The 17471-nt window shown below is 59.2% G+C and carries 17 protein-coding genes; 4 read left to right on the top strand and 13 right to left on the bottom strand.

The window, feature by feature from the left end; all coding sequences use genetic code 11:
* Positions 1-48 precede the first annotated feature (48 nt).
* The 4 genes from tilS to HP15_RS06360 form a co-directional block, all read right to left on the bottom strand.
* Complete coding sequence (tilS, locus tag HP15_RS06375) at positions 49-1398, bottom strand: tRNA lysidine(34) synthetase TilS (protein ID WP_014576709.1); 1350 nt, start codon at positions 1396-1398, stop codon at positions 49-51.
* Positions 1382-2335, bottom strand: a complete 954-nt coding sequence (gene accA / locus HP15_RS06370; RefSeq protein ID WP_008172897.1) for an acetyl-CoA carboxylase carboxyl transferase subunit alpha — start codon at positions 2333-2335, stop codon at positions 1382-1384. The genes tilS and accA overlap by 17 nt, the downstream gene beginning before the upstream one ends.
* Positions 2336-2474: 139 nt before the next feature.
* Positions 2475-5957, bottom strand: coding sequence for a DNA polymerase III subunit alpha (dnaE, locus tag HP15_RS06365; RefSeq protein ID WP_041645143.1), 3483 nt, complete (start codon positions 5955-5957; stop codon positions 2475-2477).
* A 45-nt stretch (positions 5958-6002) separates the two neighbouring features.
* Positions 6003-6470 carry a TlpA family protein disulfide reductase gene (locus tag HP15_RS06360; protein ID WP_008172901.1) on the bottom strand — a complete coding sequence of 156 codons (468 nt, stop codon included), beginning with the start codon at positions 6468-6470 and terminating at the stop codon, positions 6003-6005.
* A gap of 68 nt (positions 6471-6538) precedes the next feature.
* On the opposite strand from HP15_RS06360, the gene arsC reads away from it, so the two are divergent.
* From arsC to HP15_RS06340, 4 genes are read left to right on the top strand one after another with little or no spacing between them, the layout of a single operon-like run.
* Positions 6539-6892, top strand: a complete 354-nt coding sequence (arsC, locus tag HP15_RS06355; protein WP_014576707.1) for an arsenate reductase (glutaredoxin) — start codon at positions 6539-6541, stop codon at positions 6890-6892.
* A gap of 43 nt (positions 6893-6935) precedes the next feature.
* Complete coding sequence (gene wrbA, locus HP15_RS06350; protein WP_008172906.1) at positions 6936-7541, top strand: NAD(P)H:quinone oxidoreductase; 606 nt, start codon at positions 6936-6938, stop codon at positions 7539-7541.
* A gap of 57 nt (positions 7542-7598) precedes the next feature.
* Positions 7599-7970 (top strand): DUF2069 domain-containing protein, encoded by a 372-nt coding sequence (locus HP15_RS06345; protein ID WP_014576706.1) that lies wholly within the window; start codon positions 7599-7601, stop codon positions 7968-7970.
* Between the two features lie 20 nt (positions 7971-7990).
* A complete protein-coding gene (locus HP15_RS06340) occupies positions 7991-9808 on the top strand; it encodes a GspE/PulE family protein (protein WP_049784461.1) in 1818 nt (605 codons plus the stop codon).
* 7 nt (positions 9809-9815) lie between these two features.
* On the opposite strand, the gene HP15_RS06335 is transcribed toward HP15_RS06340, so the two are convergent.
* The 9 genes from HP15_RS06335 to smrA all read right to left on the bottom strand — a co-directional run bounded on the left by HP15_RS06335 (position 9816) and on the right by smrA (position 17426).
* Positions 9816-10871 (bottom strand): DUF3080 domain-containing protein, encoded by a 1056-nt coding sequence (locus tag HP15_RS06335; protein ID WP_014576704.1) that lies wholly within the window; start codon positions 10869-10871, stop codon positions 9816-9818.
* Positions 10872-10907: 36 nt separating this feature from the next.
* A complete protein-coding gene (gene mtnC, locus HP15_RS06330) occupies positions 10908-11600 on the bottom strand; it encodes an acireductone synthase (RefSeq protein ID WP_014576703.1) in 693 nt (230 codons plus the stop codon).
* Positions 11597-12157 (bottom strand): 1,2-dihydroxy-3-keto-5-methylthiopentene dioxygenase, encoded by a 561-nt coding sequence (locus HP15_RS06325; RefSeq protein ID WP_014576702.1) that lies wholly within the window; start codon positions 12155-12157, stop codon positions 11597-11599. Before HP15_RS06325 ends, mtnC begins: the two co-directional genes overlap by 4 nt.
* Entirely contained in the window at positions 12154-12780 is a 627-nt protein-coding gene (locus HP15_RS06320) for a methylthioribulose 1-phosphate dehydratase (protein WP_014576701.1), read from the bottom strand. Before HP15_RS06320 ends, HP15_RS06325 begins: the two co-directional genes overlap by 4 nt.
* 49 nt (positions 12781-12829) lie before the next feature.
* Positions 12830-13825, bottom strand: a complete 996-nt coding sequence (locus tag HP15_RS06315) for an XdhC family protein (RefSeq protein WP_227499718.1) — start codon at positions 13823-13825, stop codon at positions 12830-12832.
* Positions 13818-16022, bottom strand: coding sequence for a xanthine dehydrogenase family protein molybdopterin-binding subunit (locus tag HP15_RS06310; protein WP_014576699.1), 2205 nt, complete (start codon positions 16020-16022; stop codon positions 13818-13820). The genes HP15_RS06315 and HP15_RS06310 overlap by 8 nt, the downstream gene beginning before the upstream one ends.
* Position 16023: 1 nt before the next feature.
* A complete protein-coding gene (locus HP15_RS06305) occupies positions 16024-16509 on the bottom strand; it encodes a (2Fe-2S)-binding protein (protein WP_014576698.1) in 486 nt (161 codons plus the stop codon).
* A gap of 80 nt (positions 16510-16589) precedes the next feature.
* Complete coding sequence (locus HP15_RS06300; RefSeq protein ID WP_008172919.1) at positions 16590-16781, bottom strand: membrane lipoprotein lipid attachment site-containing protein; 192 nt, start codon at positions 16779-16781, stop codon at positions 16590-16592.
* A gap of 63 nt (positions 16782-16844) precedes the next feature.
* Positions 16845-17426, bottom strand: a complete 582-nt coding sequence (smrA, locus tag HP15_RS06295; RefSeq protein WP_008172920.1) for a DNA endonuclease SmrA — start codon at positions 17424-17426, stop codon at positions 16845-16847.
* Positions 17427-17471 lie beyond the last annotated feature (45 nt).

The following is a 17471-nucleotide window of genomic DNA, read 5'->3' as shown; positions in this document are numbered from 1 at the left end:
TTGTCATCTCAAGATGGGACGCCAGACTACCAGAAAGGCCCCATTGACTCAATCACATTCCCGCTCTACGACCAGCCGCCAACCGGCGGCATGGGCGCCTCCCGAGTATTGTTCAGAACACCATAAATCGCCAATGGCAATGAGCTCTGCTGCGTCCCCGGAACCCGCGAAAACCAGCGGCAGACGGGTTCTTTCCCAGGGTGGAACGCCGACTTCCTGCAGCCATTTCTTGAGCGAACGGGACGGTCCATCGGGACGGAAACGGACCCGCTCGCCACCCTGCCTCGTAAATATCCGTATTGGCGGCAACGACTGTTCCGGGGTAACGACAGATTCCAACCTGAGGGACCACTCTCCCCACGCCACGCCCTCCCCCGGCTCGAGATCGACCGGAGCGTCCGGTAAAGGGCCGCGGTCGGGAACCAGGCAAAGATCACCCTGGAAACGTCGCAGACTGAAACCGTCGGACCGGAACTCCGGCTCCCGATCCTCTGCGGCAAACAGCAGGTCCCGAATGACCTGCTGCCAGTCACCAGGGGTGGGCGCATGAAACCCGCGTTCCCGTGCCCACCAACGGACCAGATTCTTCTGCTCCGCCAGAGGCAGTGTTTTCAGGCCATCAACGGGGAGACGGTCCCGGTCGCCGCCGATTGCCTGCCACTGCAAAGCGGCCAGCTTACGGTTCAGCGCTTCGCTCTCGCCACAGGATTCCGCCGTGTGCCGCAGCCTGCGATTCAACCCCGGCCAGCGATCCCGCAAGAGCGGCAACACAGTGTGACGGAGGAAATTCCGGTCAAATCGCTGGTCGGTATTGCTGGGGTCATCAACCCATGACAGGCCAGCGACCCGGGCCCAGCGCTCGAGTTCGGCCCTCTCAAACCCGAGCAGGGGCCGGACGAGGGTCGCGGTGCCCAGCTCACGACTGGCCGGCATGCCCGCCAGCCCGGCCACACCGCTGCCCCTGAGCATCCGGAACAGAACGGTTTCCGCCTGGTCATCCCCATGGTGAGCCATCAAGACCAGGTCGCCCTTCCCGACCAGCGCCTCGAGGGCGGCATAGCGGGCCTTGCGGGCGGCTTCCTCTATACCCGCACCCGAGCTACGGCCACCATCGACGGTTACCCGCTCAACCACAAGCGGCACGCCAAGTCGCTCACATTCACCGCGACAAAACGACTCGGTATCCGATGCATTGGGTTGAAGCTGATGATTGATATGGATCGCCCGGACAGCGCCGGAACAGCCATGGCAGTGGGCTGCCAGGTGCAATAACAGGGTGGAATCGAGGCCGCCGCTCAGGGCGACCCAAAGACGGGTGTGATCGGGGAGTTCTCTGACCGGGGCACACAGGGCCTCCGGCCAGCGGAATCCTGAACCGGGCTCAGCGCCCGGTGTCATAGCGGGTCAGCCGCTCGTAGCGGCGGGATACCAGCTCATCCAGTGGCAGGCGGCTGAGCTCAGCGACGCCTTTCGCCAGAACCTCTTTGAGGGATTCCGACATTTTTTCAGGGTTGCGGTGAGCACCGCCGAGGGGCTCGGTTACCACGTTATCCGCCAGCCCCAGATCTTTGAGCCGGTCAGCCGTAACACCCATGGCCTCCGCCGCCTGGGCAGCGTATTCGGCACTTTTCCAGAGGATCGACGCACAGCCCTCTGGGGAAATCACCGCGTAGGTGGAATACTGCAGCATGTTCAGCTGGTCACAGACACCGATGGCCAACGCGCCACCGGAACCGCCCTCACCGATCACTGTGGAGATAATGGGTGTCTTGAGGCGGGACATCACGGCCAGGTTGAAGGCAATGGCCTCACTCTGCCCACGCTCTTCCGCACCAATGCCAGGATAGGCACCCGGCGTGTCGATGAACGTGAGAATGGGCATCTTGAACCGCTCGGCCATTTCCATCAGGCGCAGGGCCTTGCGATAGCCCTCAGGGCGCGGCATACCAAAGTTGCGCTTTACCTTGTCCCGCACTTCCCGGCCCTTCTGATGACCAATCACCATTACCGGCTTGTCGTCCAGCCGGGCAGTACCCCCTACGATCGCCAGGTCGTCTGCATAACGGCGATCACCGTGCAGTTCATCGAAATCCTCAAACATGGATTCGATGTAGTCCAGGGTGTAGGGCCTGCGGGGATGGCGAGCCAGTCGGGCAACGTCCCAGGGCTTGAGATCGGAGAAAATGCTCTCTGTGAGGCTGACGCTTTTTTTCTTCAGCCGGGTGATCTCGTCGGTGATATTGATGTCGGTGTCATTGCCAACCATCCGAAGCTCTTCAATCTTGGCTTCCAGGTCGGCGATTGGCTGTTCGAAATCCAGATAGTTAGGGTTCATGATGTTCCATCATTTTTTGCCAGGCGGGAAAATGCTCCGCCAAACCAGAATTTACACAAAGATAGCAGCGCCCGGTCAGTGGCTAAAGCGGACATTGGTATGAGTCCGCTATCTGACAAACTTTTAATTTTCAGCTTACTCAATCATAGACCAGTTCTACCGACTGGTCGCCTACGAGGTAACGGAGCTCCAGTAGCAGGTTGTCATCCGGCTGCACCCGCCAGGATTCACCCAGCTCGATCCGGGTGGACGCCTCGGGGCTGCTGTACTCAATCCAGACCGGACTGCCATCACAGCGGAACGGCCTCAGGGTGGTGTCCAGTTTCTCCAGCAGTCCGTTCTGCAGCTGATCGGCGTGCAGGTTGAGCTTCAACCCGCGGCTAAACTGCTGACGAGCGCTCGCGACATCCATCACCGAGCTCACCCGCATCTTCATCTGGCCGGAATAGTCGTCGTGGCTAACCTGCCCTTCCACGACAATCACCTGATCTGACTGCAACAATTCCCGGTTCTCAAAGAAGGCTTCCGAGAACAGGGTCGCCTCTATCCGCGCGCTCCTGTCATCCAGAGTAATGAAACACATGGTGGAGCCGGTGCGGGTTTTCATGGTGCGCTGCGCAACCACCAGCCCCGCGACCCGCTGGGGAGACTTGTTCGGCTTCAGATCGGCAATGGAGGAGCGGACAAACCGCCGAACCTCTTTCTCATACTCATCAAAAGGGTGGCCGGTCAGGTACAGCCCCAGCGTGTCTTTCTCACCTTTCAGCCGTTGCTTCTCGGGCCACTCGCGCACACCGGCCACGTCCTCGTAAGGATCGCCACCATCGCCCGCCTCGAGCATTTCACCGAACATATCCATCATGCCAACGGATTCGTTACGGGATTGCTGGTCGGCCTGCTGCACGGCCTTGTCAATGCTGGCCATCAGCTGGGCACGGCTCGCGCCAAGCTTGTCCATGGCGCCAGAGCGGATCAGCGCTTCCATGGCCCGCTTGTTGACCTTCTTGAGATCAACCCGCCGGCAGAAATCGAAGATATCCTGGAAAGGCTCGCCATCGCCACGACCTTCCACGATGCTCTGGATCGGGCCCTCGCCCAGGCCTTTGATAGCACCGAGGCCATACACAATCTGGCCTTCGTCGTTAACGGTAAAGGTGTATTCCGAGCGGCTGACGTCAGGTACCAGAAGATCCAGCTTCATGTTCCGGCACTCTTCCACCAGCGTGACCACCTTGTCGGTGTTCTGCATATCGGCAGTCAGTACCGCGGCCATGAACTCTGCCGGGTAATGGGCTTTCAGCCAGAGTGTCTGGTAGGACACCAGTGCATAGGCGGCGGAGTGGGATTTGTTGAAGCCGTAGCCGGCAAACTTCTCTACCAGGTCAAAGATGTTTTCGGCCAGGGTCGTGTTGATCCCGTTCTGCTCACAGCCATCCAGGAAAAACTGCTTCTGCTTGGCCATTTCCTCGGGCTTTTTCTTACCCATGGCGCGTCGCAGCATGTCCGCATTACCAAGGGTATAACCGGCCATCACCTGGGCGATCTGCATGACCTGCTCCTGGTACAGGATAACCCCGTAGGTGGGCTCCAGAACCGGCTTCAGGCCTTCATACTGGTAATCCGGATGCGGGAAGGACATGGGTTGGCGGCCGTGCTTACGGTCGATAAAGTCGTCCACCATGCCCGATTGCAGCGGCCCCGGCCGGAACAGGGCCACGAGGGCGATCATGTCTTCGAGGGAGTCCGGTTGGAGACGGCGAATCAGGTCTTTCATGCCCCGGGATTCCAGCTGGAACACCGCCGTGGTTTCCGCTTTCTTGAGCATGTCGAACGAGGGCACGTCATCCAGCGGAATCTCGTTGATGTCGAGCGGCTGCATGCCCTTCTTTTCCCGGCGCGGATTGATCATGTTCAGCGCCCACTTGATGATCGTGAGCGTCCGCAGGCCCAGGAAGTCGAACTTCACCAGGCCGGCGTCTTCCACGTCGCCTTTGTCAAACTGGGTCACCAGGCTTCCGCCCTCGTCGTCGCAGTACAGGGGCGAAAAATCGGTGATCTTGGTAGGCGCGATCACCACGCCGCCGGCGTGTTTACCGGCGTTCCTGCACACGCCCTCGAGCTTCAGGGCCATTTCCCAGATTTCCTGGGCTTCCTCGTCGTTCTCGAGAAACTCGACCAGCTGTGGCTCCTGCTCCAGAGCCTTCTCCAGGGTCATGCCCGGCTCGAACGGGATCATTTTGGACAGCTTGTCGGCCAGGCCATAGGATTTGCCCTGCACCCGGGCAACATCCCGCACAACCGCCTTCGCGGCCATGGTGCCGAAGGTAATGATCTGCGACACCGCCTCTCGTCCGTATTTCTGGGCGGTGTATTCGATCACCCGGTCCCGGCCCTCCATGCAAAAGTCGACGTCAAAGTCGGGCATGGAAACCCGTTCCGGGTTCAGGAACCGCTCGAACAGCAGGTCATATTCTAGTGGATCCAGGTCAGTGATCAGCTGGGCGTAGGCCACCAGCGAGCCGGCACCGGAACCCCGGCCTGGCCCCACGGGCACACCGTTGTTCTTGGCCCACTTGATGAAGTCCATCACGATCAGGAAGTAGCCCGGGAACCCCATCTGGATGATGATATCCAGCTCGAAGTTCAGGCGCTTGTAGTAGGCCTCGCGTTTGGCATCGTATTCCGGATCGTCCTTGCTGAGGGTCTTGGCCAGCCGCTCTTCCAGCCCCTCCTCGGAGACCTTTCGGAAATAGTCGTCCATGGTCATGCCATCGGGAATCGGGTAATTGGGCAGGAAATACTCACCCATCCGAACCTTCACCGAGCAACGCCGGGCAATCTCCACGGTGTTCTCGATTGCTTCCGGGATGTCGCTGAACAGCTCGATCATCTCATCGGCGCTGCGCAGGTACTGCTGGTCACTGAACCGGCGATCACGGCGCGGATCATCCAGGGTACGACTCTCACCGATACAGACCCTGGCCTCGTGAGCCTCAAAGTCTTCCGCCTCCAGGAAGTGCACATCGTTAGTGGCAACCACCGGAAGGCCAAGAGCACCGGCCAGCTCAACACTCAGGTGCAGGCAGTCTTCGTCTCCTGGACGACCGGTGCGCTGTAACTCGAGGTAGTAGCTATCCGGGTACAAATCCATCCAGTAACGGGCGCGCTCGCGGGCCAGTTCCGGTTTGCCCGCCATCAAAGCCTTGCCCACATCGCCCATTCTCGAACCAGAGAGCGCAATCAAACCGTTCGGCCGAGCCTCAAGCCATTTGCGCTGGATGATCGGCTTGCCAAACCGCTGCCCCTCGGTATACCCCAGGGAAATGATTTCGGTGAGGTTGAGATAACCGTCGTTATCTCGCGCCAACAGCGTGATGCGGAACGGATTCTCGGGCTCGTCCGGATTTTCCAGCCACAGATCGGCGCCAATGATGGGTTTGACGCCCGCGCCCATGGCCGCCTTGTAAAAGCGAACCAGCGAGCACATGTTGGATTGCTCGGTCAGGCCAACAGCCGGCATGCCCAGCTCGGCAACGCGCTTTATCAGCGGTTTAACCCTGACCAGGCCATCCACCATGGAGTATTCGGAATGGACGCGGAGGTGTACAAAAGTCTGCGACATAACGTCAGGTTATTCCTGCTGTGTAATTCAGTTGGGGCGGCCGGCTCAACCGCCGATCACGGCCCGGAGTTCTTCTTCGGTCTGGGGTCCAAAACGGGTCTCTACCAGATCGCCGCCCGGATTAACCAGAAAAGTGGCAGGCAGCGCGACCGGTAACTTCCAGCCGAACCCCGGCCCTGGATCGTCCGCCAGCATGGTAAATTCAATGCCCATACGCTCGCCCAGTTCGACCAATGCGTCGCCCCGCACCCCATCAAAATTGACGGCGAGTACGGTAATGTCGGGCGCCTTGTCCAGCTCATTGAGCTCGGGAATTTCTTCGAGGCACGGTTTGCACCATTCCGCCCAGTAGTTAACCAACACCCACTGGCCGCGCAAGGTGTCCCAGTTCAGTTTTGTGCCTTCTGCCCGCTCTAGCTCGATTTTCTGGCAGCCGGACATCGCCAGAATGAGCAGCGCCACGGCCAGAACATGCAGGCCGGAACGCCTACGGACAGAATCAGGGTACTGCACTGGAAAACCTCCTGTTAGACTACCGGCCACAGAAATCGTGGACTCCATTCAGACAATCAGGCACGAAGATGACAGAACCCACCCGGATTTTCCACAACCCTCGCTGCTCGAAATCCCGCCAAACCCTTGAACTGCTTACCGAACGGGGAATTGAGCCAGAGATTATACGCTACCTGGAAACACCACCGACAGAGCAGGAGCTCAAGGATATCCTGAACGCACTGGATCTTCGCCCCCGCGAACTGATGCGCACGAAAGAAAAAGAGTATAAAGAACAGGGCCTGAACAGCCCCGACCTGAGCGACGAACAACTCATCGCCGCGATGGTAGCAACACCGAAACTGATTGAACGACCGATTGTAATCGCCAACGGCAAAGCAGCACTTGGCCGGCCACCGGAAAACGTTCTCTCGATCCTGTAACGCCGAACAATCTCCTCCAGCCAGATCAGAAGGATCTCTGACGATGTCCGATCAATTGCCCTATGTTCTCGTGCTATTTTACAGCCGCACAGGCCAGACTGCGGAGCTGGCCAGCCAGATTGGTCGTGGCGTGGCCCGGGTAACAGGCATGGAAGCGAGGTTGCGGGCGGTACCGCCGGTTTCACCGGACACGGAAGCGTCCCTGCCCGCAGTTCCGGACTCTGGAGCGCCTTACGCCAGCAAATCCGATCTCGCAAATTGCGCCGGCCTGGCCATCGGCAGCCCCACCCGCTTTGGCAACATGGCAGCGCCCCTGAAGCATTTCCTCGACACGACCGGCGACCTCTGGCTGAGCGGAACCCTGGAAGGCAAACCGGCGGGCGCATTTACCTCTACCGGCAGCCTCCATGGCGGGCAGGAAACGACTCTCATGACCATGATGATGCCGCTGCTGCATCATGGCATGGTGGTCTGTGGTCTCCCCTACTCGGAGAAGAGTCTCGGCGAAACGGACACCGGTGGCACACCCTACGGCCCTACCCACTGGGCCGGAACCGGCGAACAGCAACCCCTGAGCACGCATGAGAAAGCCCTGTGCCAGGCCTTCGGCGAACGTCTGGCGCGACTGGCGCTGAAACTCGCTGACTGATACGCGACCGGGCGCAGGACGTACTTTGCTCTACACTTATCGATTCCGGAACACACTATGCTGAACAACCCGAAGGCCCGCGTCACTGTGCGGGCGACGATCGCCCTTTACATCGGCGTGCTTGCCACCCTGCTGATTACCACGTTCTACCCGGCTCCCGTCGAGGGTGTTTCAATACCCCTGATGCTGGCGGTGAAACTGGTCCCGCTTCTGCCCTTTGCGGTCACGGTCTTTCGCGGTCACAATCGGGGCTATATCTGGATGTCCTTCGTGGTGATCTTCTACTTCACTCAGGCCGTTGTTTCGGCATGGCTGAGCGAAGGCGCCCCGGGGCCGGTCATTTTGACGGTACTGACCTTCCTGTTGTTCACTGTTGCCATGATTCACCTGAAGGTGAACCGGCCGGTGGCAGACGGAAACACACCCTGAAGACCTGGAACTGACCCTCTATGGCTGACACGAGCAACTCCGGAACGGTGCAGCGGCCACCCGCGCCGCCCAGAAGTACCCTGACCCTGAGAGATGTCTGCACCGCGCTTGTTACCAGCGGGGAAATCAGCCAGGAAGACGCAGAGCGGGTGTTGTCGGCCAACCTGGGCGCGGCAACCGGCGACGGACAGAAAGGCAGGCGCCACCCGCTGGAACTGGTGGCGATTGCCGCGCTGACCAGCCAGAAGAGCAGTCGCACCCTGGATCTGGATCGGCTGACTCACTGGCTGGCCGACTGGGCGGGGCAACCCTACTACCATATTGATCCCCTCAAGATCGACACACCCGCCATTGCCCGGGTGATGTCTTACGCCTTTGCGCAGCGCCATGGCATCCTGGCCGTTGAGATCGGCGCCGATGAGGTGCTGATCGCCAGCACAGAACCTTTCAAGAGCGATTGGGTGCAGAACCTTCAACAGGCCGTTCGCAAGGATATCCGGCGCGTTGTCGCCAATCCCGAGGATATCCGCCGGTACACAGTAGAGTTCTACCAGCTCGCCAATTCCGTCAGCAAGGCCAGCGGCAGCCAGGGCCCAGGTGTTGCCGGCAACCAGAATTTCGAGCAGCTGCTCGATCTTGGCGCCAGCGAACACCCGGACGCCAATGACCAGCACGTCGTCAAGATTGTCGATTGGTTGCTTCAGTACGCCTTTGACCAGCGTGCCTCGGATATTCACATCGAGCCCCGCCGCACGGTCACCCAGGTCCGGTTCCGGATCGACGGCGTGCTGCACAACGTTTATGAATTCCCCGAGCATGTAGGCGTGGCGGTGACCAGTCGCCTCAAGATCCTGGGTCGCCTGAATGTGGCAGAGAAACGCCGCCCCCAGGACGGTCGCATCAAGACCCGCAAACCCGACAACCGGGAGGTGGAACTGCGTCTGGCCACCATGCCGACTGCCTTTGGCGAAAAGATGGTCATGCGGATCTTTGATCCAGACGTGCTTTTGAAGTCCTACGAGCAACTGGGATTCGGCAAGGAAGACCGCCAGCGCTGGCAGGAAATCACATCCCGCCCACACGGCATCGTCCTTGTCACCGGGCCCACTGGCTCCGGCAAGACCACGACCCTGTATTCGACCCTGAAACAGATTGCATCGCCCGAGCTGAACGTCTGCACCATCGAGGATCCCATCGAAATGGTGGAGCCGGCGTTCAACCAGATGCAGGTTCAGACCAATATCGACCTGACCTTTGCAGCCGGCGTAAGGGCGCTGCTGCGTCAGGACCCGGATATCATCATGATCGGCGAGATCCGCGACCTGGAAACGGCGGAAATGGCCGTGCAGGCTGCCCTGACAGGCCACCTGGTGCTATCGACCCTGCATACCAATGACGCCCCGAGTGCAATCACCCGAATGATGGAACTGGGCATTCCGCCTTACCTGATTCGGGCCACGGTACTGGGCGTGATGGCACAACGGCTTGCCCGAACTCTGTGCCCCCATTGCAAGGCGCCCGGGCCCGCGGACGAACAGGCGTGGCAGACCCTCACCCGGCCCTGGAAAGCGCCGGTTCCAAAGCAGTTCTATCAGCCCGTGGGTTGCCTGGAATGCCGGAACACAGGGTATCTTGGCCGCGCAGGGGTTTATGAAATTATGACGCTGTCTGGCGCATTGCTACGACAGATCACCGATCATTGCGAGCTGGAGCAGCTCAGGCTGGATGCCTACAAGGAAGGCATGAAATCCCTGCGCTTGAGTGGTGCACAGAAAGTGGCCGCCGGCCAGACAACGATGGAAGAGATTCTGAGGGTGACGCCGGAAAGCCAGCGCTGAATGAGGGTCAGGCTCCCGGGCGCAATCCGCACTGGCCCAGTAATTCCTGCCAGGCTTTGGTGTGGGCCATCATGGCCACGTCCAGTTCCCGCCACAGGCTGGCCTCGGCGCCCTGTGAGAGATGCCGCTCATACCAGCCGGCGAAACTTTCTGGCATAACCGCCCGCTGCATTTCCGCCAACTGCTCGAACGGCTCGATGAGCGCCACCCGTCCCTGGGTCACAGTGCTCACATAGGGTTGGATCTTTTCGATATAAACACTGAAAAACATACTCTGAACAATATCCGACTGGTTGTTCAGCTGGCCGTTAATACACAGAGGCTTGCCTTCAATTCTCTGCTTGAGCAAATTCGTCCCGTCCTTCAGCCTTGCAGTCAGAAGAAGCGCGCTGTTGATCAACTGACCGGCGCGGTATTCTGCCTGCCAGCGCTGATGAACGTCGCCGGCAAAGTCGAGGGAAACGGCCAGATCTTCAGAGTACAAACGGGCCACTGCTGCGTTCAGGCTGTCGATATCAAGGGCGAGATCAGACACCGGATTGCCCTCTGGCGCGACGGGATAGTAGCCCTTGGCCAGGGTAAACAGCTTTTCGATTTCTTCGACGCCCCAGGTGGCATTCCAGATAGCAATGGGCAGGGATTCAAGCTTGCTGTCGATACCACCGGCAAGCTCTTCGGCAAATTCTTCATCTTCTATATCCGGCAGACAGTCCCTGGCCGCTTCGATAAACCGGATTTCATAACGAAGGCGGTTCAGGGGTTGCATAACCCGCCCCATCACCGAGTTTTTCTCACCAACAACGTACTGGAGTTCACAGCCGTAGAGCGATAGAAAATCGAGCATTCCCATGTCCAGTTCGGGCATGGTCAGCACACGGTCACGGCGGCGGGGAAGCTGGCTGGCGGAGGGAATGTCAGAAAACTCGGGATCGGCTTCCAACACGCGGGCCACCCGCTCCACATACTCGTCCATCATGGGACGCGCATCCGAGAACGGGTCGCAACCGGCAATAAGCACGGCGAGAACCGGCGCAAAGATTCTGCAAATTCCGGTTCCGGGCATTCATTCCTCCTGCGATGGCGTTAAAAAGCCCCGGGCCTAGCGCTTTTGCAGCAGGGTATCGACCTCCGCAAAATCACGGGCAACGAAACGTTCGGTTTTCGGCAGATCTCCCTCGCGAACAAGCCAGGCAGTTTGCATGCCGGCTTCCTCGGCTGCCTCCAGTTCAGCTTCCACATCAGACAGGAACAGCACCGTGCAGGCCTCGACGCCCAACTCAGACAGAATATTCCGGTATGAAACGGCCTCTTTCTTGCCACCGATACGGGTATCGAAATAGCCCGAGAAAAACGGCGTAAAATCGCCTTCCGTGGTAAAACCGAAAATCAGCTTCTGGGCTTTCACCGAACCTGATGAATATACGAACAAACGCAGCCCCCGATCATGCCAGCGTTGAAGGTAGTCGGCTGCGTCAGCATAGATGTGACCTTTCAGCTCTCCCTGCTGATATCCCTGCTCCCAGACCATGCCCTGCAGCGTCTTAAGAGAGGTTTCCTTGCGGTCTTCCCTGATCCAGGTTTCAAGCACTTGGATCAGCCCTTCGACATCCTCACGCGCAACGCCTGAAACCTCGGCCACTGCGTCCAGTTGCTCAGACACAGCCGGGCTGTCCTGATGCTGTTCACGGACAAAACGCGGCAGGTGCTCGCTGGCATAGGGAAACAGGACATCGTGCACAAACGAAATAGAGCTGGTGGTGCCTTCGATATCCGTGAGCACAACCCGGATCATTCGGCCGCTCCTGCCAGCGCCTCATAGCGAGGCAGGCGACCGGCGATGTCTTCACCGGTAAAGTCCGCCACCCAGCCCTCGGGGTTGGTGAACAGGCGAATGCAGGTAAACGCAGGTTCCGGGCCCATATCAAACCAGTGACGAGTGCCATCGGGCACACTGATCAGATCGTTTTTCTGGCACAGCACGGCGAAAACCTCGTTGCCGAAGTGCAGGTAAAACAGACCCTGGCCACGGACAAAGAAACGAACTTCGTCTTCACTGTGGGTGTGCTCATCCAGGAACTTTTGACGGAACGCGTCTTTCTGCGGATTGTCCGGGTTCAGGCTAATTACATCCGCGGTCTGAAAACCACAGTCGTGCTTCAGTTTCGAGACTTCCTCGCTGTAGGCCTCAAGGATGTCTTCCTGGGAGGCGTCAGCCGGCAGATCTTTCGTTGGCCACTGCTCATAGCGCACACCGTGGCGGGCCAGAAGCTCCCGTATTTCTTCAGGATTCCCGGTCACTTTGCGTGCCTTTTCGGGCTGGCTCTGGTCGAAAATACTCAGGGTAGTCATGGGCGAACCCTCATGGTTTCAAGCTCACATTCAAACAGGAATTCAAAGGCCTCGACATGGCGCAGGCAATCGGCCATGGTTTTGCCCCAGGTGTACAGGCCATGGCCACGAATCAGGTAGCCTGGCTGTTCCGGATGCTCCCGGAACCATTCGCGAGTGTGCTCCGCCAACGCGTCGATGTCCTGGGTGTTGTCGAACACCGGAACCGTCAGGACTGATTCGTGGGTCTCAACGCCGGTAAACGCCTTCTGCAGCTCATAGCCTTCCAGCGCCAGTGGCTGGCCGGGCTCAAGCAGACGACTGAGCACCGTTGCCTTCACCGAGTGGGTGTGCAGAACCGCGCCCACCTCGGGAAAGACCTCATACAGCACCGTATGCAGCCTTGTTTCTGCAGAGGAGCGACAGTCGCTCTGTACCGGCCGGCCGGCCAGATCGACCACCATGACATCACCCGCCCCCAGCTGCCCCTTGTGACGGCCTGAAACAGTAATGGCGATGTGTTCGGCATCGATGCGGGCAGAATAGTTACTGCTGGTTGCGGGCGACCAACCCTGCTGGTACAGGAATCGACCGGCTTGCACAATCGCATCCGCGGCGACGGCGTATCGAGTTACATCAAACACGAGTTCTCTCCCGGGTTTCAGAGCGCTTGGGACACTCCCATGGGCGCCATTATAGGGACGAACCGGCTCCTCGCAAATGATGCCTTGCGGCAATCAGATCGGCGACAATGGAGACAGCAATTTCTGCCGGTGTCTTGCTCGGAATATCGACGCCAATGGGGGCTCGCAGGCGCTCCAGTGCGTCTTCTTCCAGCCCCAGAGAGGCGAGCCTCTCCCGCCTGGCTTCTGAGGTTCTTCGGGATCCCATGGCGCCAACATAAAAGGCTCTGGAGTGAAGAGCGGCCAACAGCCCCATATCATCGACGCGCGGATCATGGGCGAGGGCCAGAATACCGGACCAGGCGTCGCCAAACTGTGTCGAAATCAGATCATCGGGCAGGCGCCGGTCCAGGGGAATCCCTTCAAAACTCCAGCCGGCGGCGAAGGCCTCCCTCGGCTCACAGAGGGTGACAGCAAAATCCGCCGCGGTCGCGAATTCAAAAACGTAACGGGCGACTTCGCCGGCACCGATCAGCAATAGCCGGCACTCGGGCTGCAAAGTGTGAAGGAGCTGTTGGCCGTCAAAGTGGACCGCGTTACCGGCCCGGGAGACAGAATGCTCCAGCGTCGCTGCCCCGTTTATCGGCACGCGACGAGCCACCGGTTCTCGATCGCGCAAGGCAGCCGCCAATGCCTGAACGTGATCGAGACCCGTCTGCCCCCGGAAGGGTTCAATCAGAAGCCGTATCCGGCCACCGCAAGGCAGCTGGAAATGATCCCGGTCATCATCGGTGATTCCATAATCAACGAAAACCGGATGGTCCGGACCATCTTCCGCTGTGCGCCGGAGCAGGTCCTCTTCCAGACAGCCACCGGACACTGATCCACTCCAGTGACCGGATTCTGCAATCGCCAGCCAGGAGCCAACCGGACGCGGCGAGGAGCCCCAGGTGTCTACTATGGTGCAAAGCCAGGCTCTCTGGCCTTCCGCCAGCCAGCGAGACATTCTGTCTAATACGGTCTGGCGGCCAGTAGCGACCGAATAGGCGACGCTTGAATCAGGCATTGGCTCTCAATGGCAGGCTACGCTGTCGCTTTCCATTGAGCGCAAACAGGGCATTACCCAGGGCCGGGATCACCGGCGGCACGCCAGGCTCGCCGACTCCGGTCGGCGACTCGCTGCTTGCAACAATATCCACCAATACCTCAGGACGCTCGTACTGCCTCATTAGGCGGTAGTCGTGGAAATTGCTCTGCTGGACCTCGCCATTCTCCAGCGTGATTTCTCCATAAAGTGCCGCGGTCAGCCCAAACAGGATACCGCCCTCGATCTGGTCCTCCACGATACGGGGGTTTACGACCTGGCCACAGTCCACCGAGCAGGTGACCTTGTATACCCGGATCGCACCATTCTCGATTCCGGCTTCCACCACCTGGGCAACGTACGTTCCGAAACTCCGAAACAGGGCGAGCCCCCGGGCCCGACCCTCTGGCACAGGCGACTGCCAGTCGGCCAGCCTGACAACCCGGTCAAGCACTTCAAGGTGCCTCGGCTCGTGGGCAATAAGGCGACGACGGAACCGGTAAGGATCCTCACCTGCCTCATGGGCAAGTTCGTCCATGAAGGTTTCGACGGCAAACCCGTTGTGGGAAAAACCTACCGAACGCCACCAGGTAATCGGAATGCCGGGATCGGTGTGGGTATGACGGATATCAATATTGGGGACCCGGTAGGGGTATTCGATAGCCCCCTCAATCGCGGAGTGATCTTTCGGCGTGGCAATGCCTTCGGCCATTAGCCCGACTGAGCCAAGTGTGTCGTACATGAATTTTGGCGCCCAGGGATACTGGGCAGGGGCCGCATTGCGGACATACCAGTCCAGGATCTGAGGACCAACAATCTGGTGATGCCAGCCCTTCAGCTCAGCACCAGACAGGCTAGCTTTCATGCGGTGCAGCATGGCAGGGCGATAGAGATCGTGACGGGTGTCCTCTTCACGGGACCAGATGACCTTAACCGGCCGTCCGACCCGATAGGCCACTGCCGCCGCTTCTTCGATATAGTCCTGCGTCAGTCGACGACCAAAACCGCCGCCAAGAAAGGTCGTATTGATAGTGATATCGTCGGGGCCAAGATTGGTCACCCGGGCTGCTGCTATCCGGCCAAGGTCCGGCGCCTGTGTAGGGGCCCACACCTCCATGCCGTCCTCTCTGTACCAGGCCGTGGCATTCATGGGCTCCAATGTCGCGTGGGCCAGGTAGGGCTGGGCATATTCCGCTTCCACCACCCGGTCGCCCTCCTCCATGGCACTGGCAAAACTGCCCTCACTACGCTCGGACTCTCCGGGATCGTCATCGGCGGCGGCGCGGTAGGAGTCGAATACGTCGCCCGTAGACAGAGACACGGCATCCGAAAAATCCCAGTCTATCTTGAGCGCGTCCTGAGCCTTCCGGGCACGCCAGTATTTGTCGGCAACAACGGCCACGCCACGCTCGATCTTGAATACATCAAGCACACCCGTCATTGCACGGACCTGATCAGCGTTGAAGTCCCGGACCCGGCCGCCGCGTCGGGGAGGCCGTGAAACAACGCCGTACACCATGTCCGGAAGATCGACATCAATCCCGTAAACTGCGGTTCCCGTGGACTTCGCCCGGGCATCGAGTTTGCCTCGCTGCTTGCCAATGTATTTCCATTCGCTCTGCGGCTTGAGCGCTATGTCACCACGCAGCACTTCTTTGGCGGCCAACTCAACCAACTGGCCATAGGCCATGGAGTCGATACCGTTCGGGTGCACCACCCTGCCTTCACTGGCGCGACATTCGGTTGCTTCGACGTTCCATACACGTGCTGCCGCCATAACCAGCATTTGCCGGGCTTCTGCTCCGGCCGTTCGAAGCGGCTCCCAACTGGTCGCAACACTGGTGCTTCCGCCTGTCAGTTGCAGCTTGTACAGAGGATTTCGATACTCCGGCGCCACAGGTGCAAAGCGTGGGGTGATCCGCTCCGGCTGGATTTCCAGCTCTTCGGCAATCAAAGTGGTCAAGCCGGTGTAGGTGCCTTGCCCCATTTCGACCCGGGCCAGGGTGAAGAAGACTTCATCATCGGCAGTCAGTTCCAGCCAGGCATCGGGACGCCATTCGCCCGTGTCCGGCTCATACCCCGTCTGGATTCCCGCGCAGCCCGGCAACGTTATTGAAACCATGAGGCTCCCGGAGGCCCCGGCACTGACCTTGAGGAAATTTCGTCGGTTCATCGCCATGTTATGCGGCCCCTCCCTGAGCGCCGTCTGACGTATCAGCGACGACGGATTCCACGGCAGAAATGATCCGCGAGTAGGTGCCGCATCGGCAAAGATTGCCTGTCATGGCCGCAACAATTTCCTCACGAGAAGGCGCCGGATTGCTGGCCAGAAGGTGGGCCGCACTCATGATCTGGCCTGACTGGCAGTAGCCGCATTGAGGAACGCCGTGTTCTATCCAGGCTTCCTGCAGTGCATGAAGACGACGTCCCTCCCCCAAGCCTTCAATCGTAACCACATCACCACCCGCGGCCATTTCGACCGGTGTCGAGCAGGAGCGCACAGGCTGCCCGTTCAGGTGAACTGTGCAGGCACCACAGAGGCCCGCGCCGCAACCGAATTTGGTTCCCTTGAGCCCCAGCTCATCACGCAATACCCATAGAAGAGGCGTATCCCCTTCAATGTTCAGCGACCGCTCGTCGCCATTGACTGTCAGGCTCACGGCCATCCCAACCCTCTCCTTTACCTGTCTCCGGTGTTGTTTCCGGATTTATTATTGTCGCTACCCCTATGGCAGATACCAGAGTCCTATCTGACGACTTCTTCGCCATCCTTGTTAACCCAGATCTTGCGTTCGCCGGACTCCATCTTGCCGTTTGAGTCCCAGACCTCCCGGTCCGTTGTGGCCTCTTCAACCTTGCCGTTGTCGTTCCAGATAACTCGATCCTTACAGCCCGCCAGTGCCAGTACGGCGAATACAACCAATACAGCTTTTTTCACGACGATAACCTCCGTTCAGCCGCCACCGCGGCTCTTGTTAAGGAATACCTGGGATTGGCAGCCCTAACGGCTGCCGTGGAGTTCACGATTATGCTGCTTATCCCGGTCACTCTTTCGCACCATGACATAAACAGCCCCCGTACCACCATGGTGTTTCTGGGCCGAATGAAAGGCCAGGACATCGTCCAGCTCCGGCAACCATTTGGCGAGGTAGCTTTTCAACTGGGCGATACCATCAGGATTACGCTCGCCCTTGCCATGAAGAATGATGACCGACCGCAGGCCATAGCGCACGCAATCACCGATGAACCTGAAGACTTCGCGACGGGACTGCTCAACGGTCATACGGTGCAGATCAAGGCGGGCTTCGATCGGATACTGGCCCAGCCGGAGCTTTCGAAATACGCCGTGCTGGATGCCTGGCCGCTGCCAGCTCAGGATATCGTGGGCCGTAAGCGGCTCTACCATGTCGGAAGTCAGGGGATTGGTGTCCCGCGCGGGCTTTTCAACAGCCGCCCGTTGACGTTCCAGATGGCCTGGCGTCAGTTCCCGGGGCGTTGTCACCTCGGCCCGGTTGGGCTTGCGGATACGCCGGACGTCTTTCATTTCCTCAAGGAAGCTGAGGCGCTCTTCTTTGGTAGTCATGGCGTTACAATTAATGACCTGTTTCAGGAACCGACTTTACCACCC

This window comes from Marinobacter adhaerens HP15 (genome assembly GCF_000166295.1).
Classification (GTDB): Bacteria; Pseudomonadota; Gammaproteobacteria; order Pseudomonadales; family Oleiphilaceae; genus Marinobacter; species Marinobacter adhaerens.
This window is presented reverse-complemented; position numbering and strand designations above follow the sequence as displayed.

Bases quoted from the DNA above. Each gene is read 5' to 3' on its own strand.
- tilS (WP_014576709.1), bottom strand. From the start codon at position 1,398: ATGACACCGGGCGCTGAGCCCGGTTCAGGATTCCGCTGGCCGGAGGCC.
- accA (WP_008172897.1), bottom strand. From the start codon at position 2,335: ATGAACCCTAACTATCTGGATTTCGAACAGCCAATCGCCGACCTGGAA.
- dnaE (WP_041645143.1), bottom strand. From the start codon at position 5,957: ATGTCGCAGACTTTTGTACACCTCCGCGTCCATTCCGAATACTCCATG.
- arsC (WP_014576707.1), top strand. From the start codon at position 6,539: ATGACAGAACCCACCCGGATTTTCCACAACCCTCGCTGCTCGAAATCC.
- wrbA (WP_008172906.1), top strand. From the start codon at position 6,936: ATGTCCGATCAATTGCCCTATGTTCTCGTGCTATTTTACAGCCGCACA.
- HP15_RS06345 (WP_014576706.1), top strand. From the start codon at position 7,599: ATGCTGAACAACCCGAAGGCCCGCGTCACTGTGCGGGCGACGATCGCC.
- HP15_RS06340 (WP_049784461.1), top strand. From the start codon at position 7,991: ATGGCTGACACGAGCAACTCCGGAACGGTGCAGCGGCCACCCGCGCCG.
- HP15_RS06335 (WP_014576704.1), bottom strand. From the start codon at position 10,871: ATGCCCGGAACCGGAATTTGCAGAATCTTTGCGCCGGTTCTCGCCGTG.
- mtnC (WP_014576703.1), bottom strand. From the start codon at position 11,600: ATGATCCGGGTTGTGCTCACGGATATCGAAGGCACCACCAGCTCTATT.
- HP15_RS06325 (WP_014576702.1), bottom strand. From the start codon at position 12,157: ATGACTACCCTGAGTATTTTCGACCAGAGCCAGCCCGAAAAGGCACGC.
- HP15_RS06315 (WP_227499718.1), bottom strand. From the start codon at position 13,825: ATGCCTGATTCAAGCGTCGCCTATTCGGTCGCTACTGGCCGCCAGACC.
- HP15_RS06310 (WP_014576699.1), bottom strand. From the start codon at position 16,022: ATGGCGATGAACCGACGAAATTTCCTCAAGGTCAGTGCCGGGGCCTCC.
- HP15_RS06305 (WP_014576698.1), bottom strand. From the start codon at position 16,509: ATGGCCGTGAGCCTGACAGTCAATGGCGACGAGCGGTCGCTGAACATT.
- smrA (WP_008172920.1), bottom strand. From the start codon at position 17,426: ATGACTACCAAAGAAGAGCGCCTCAGCTTCCTTGAGGAAATGAAAGAC.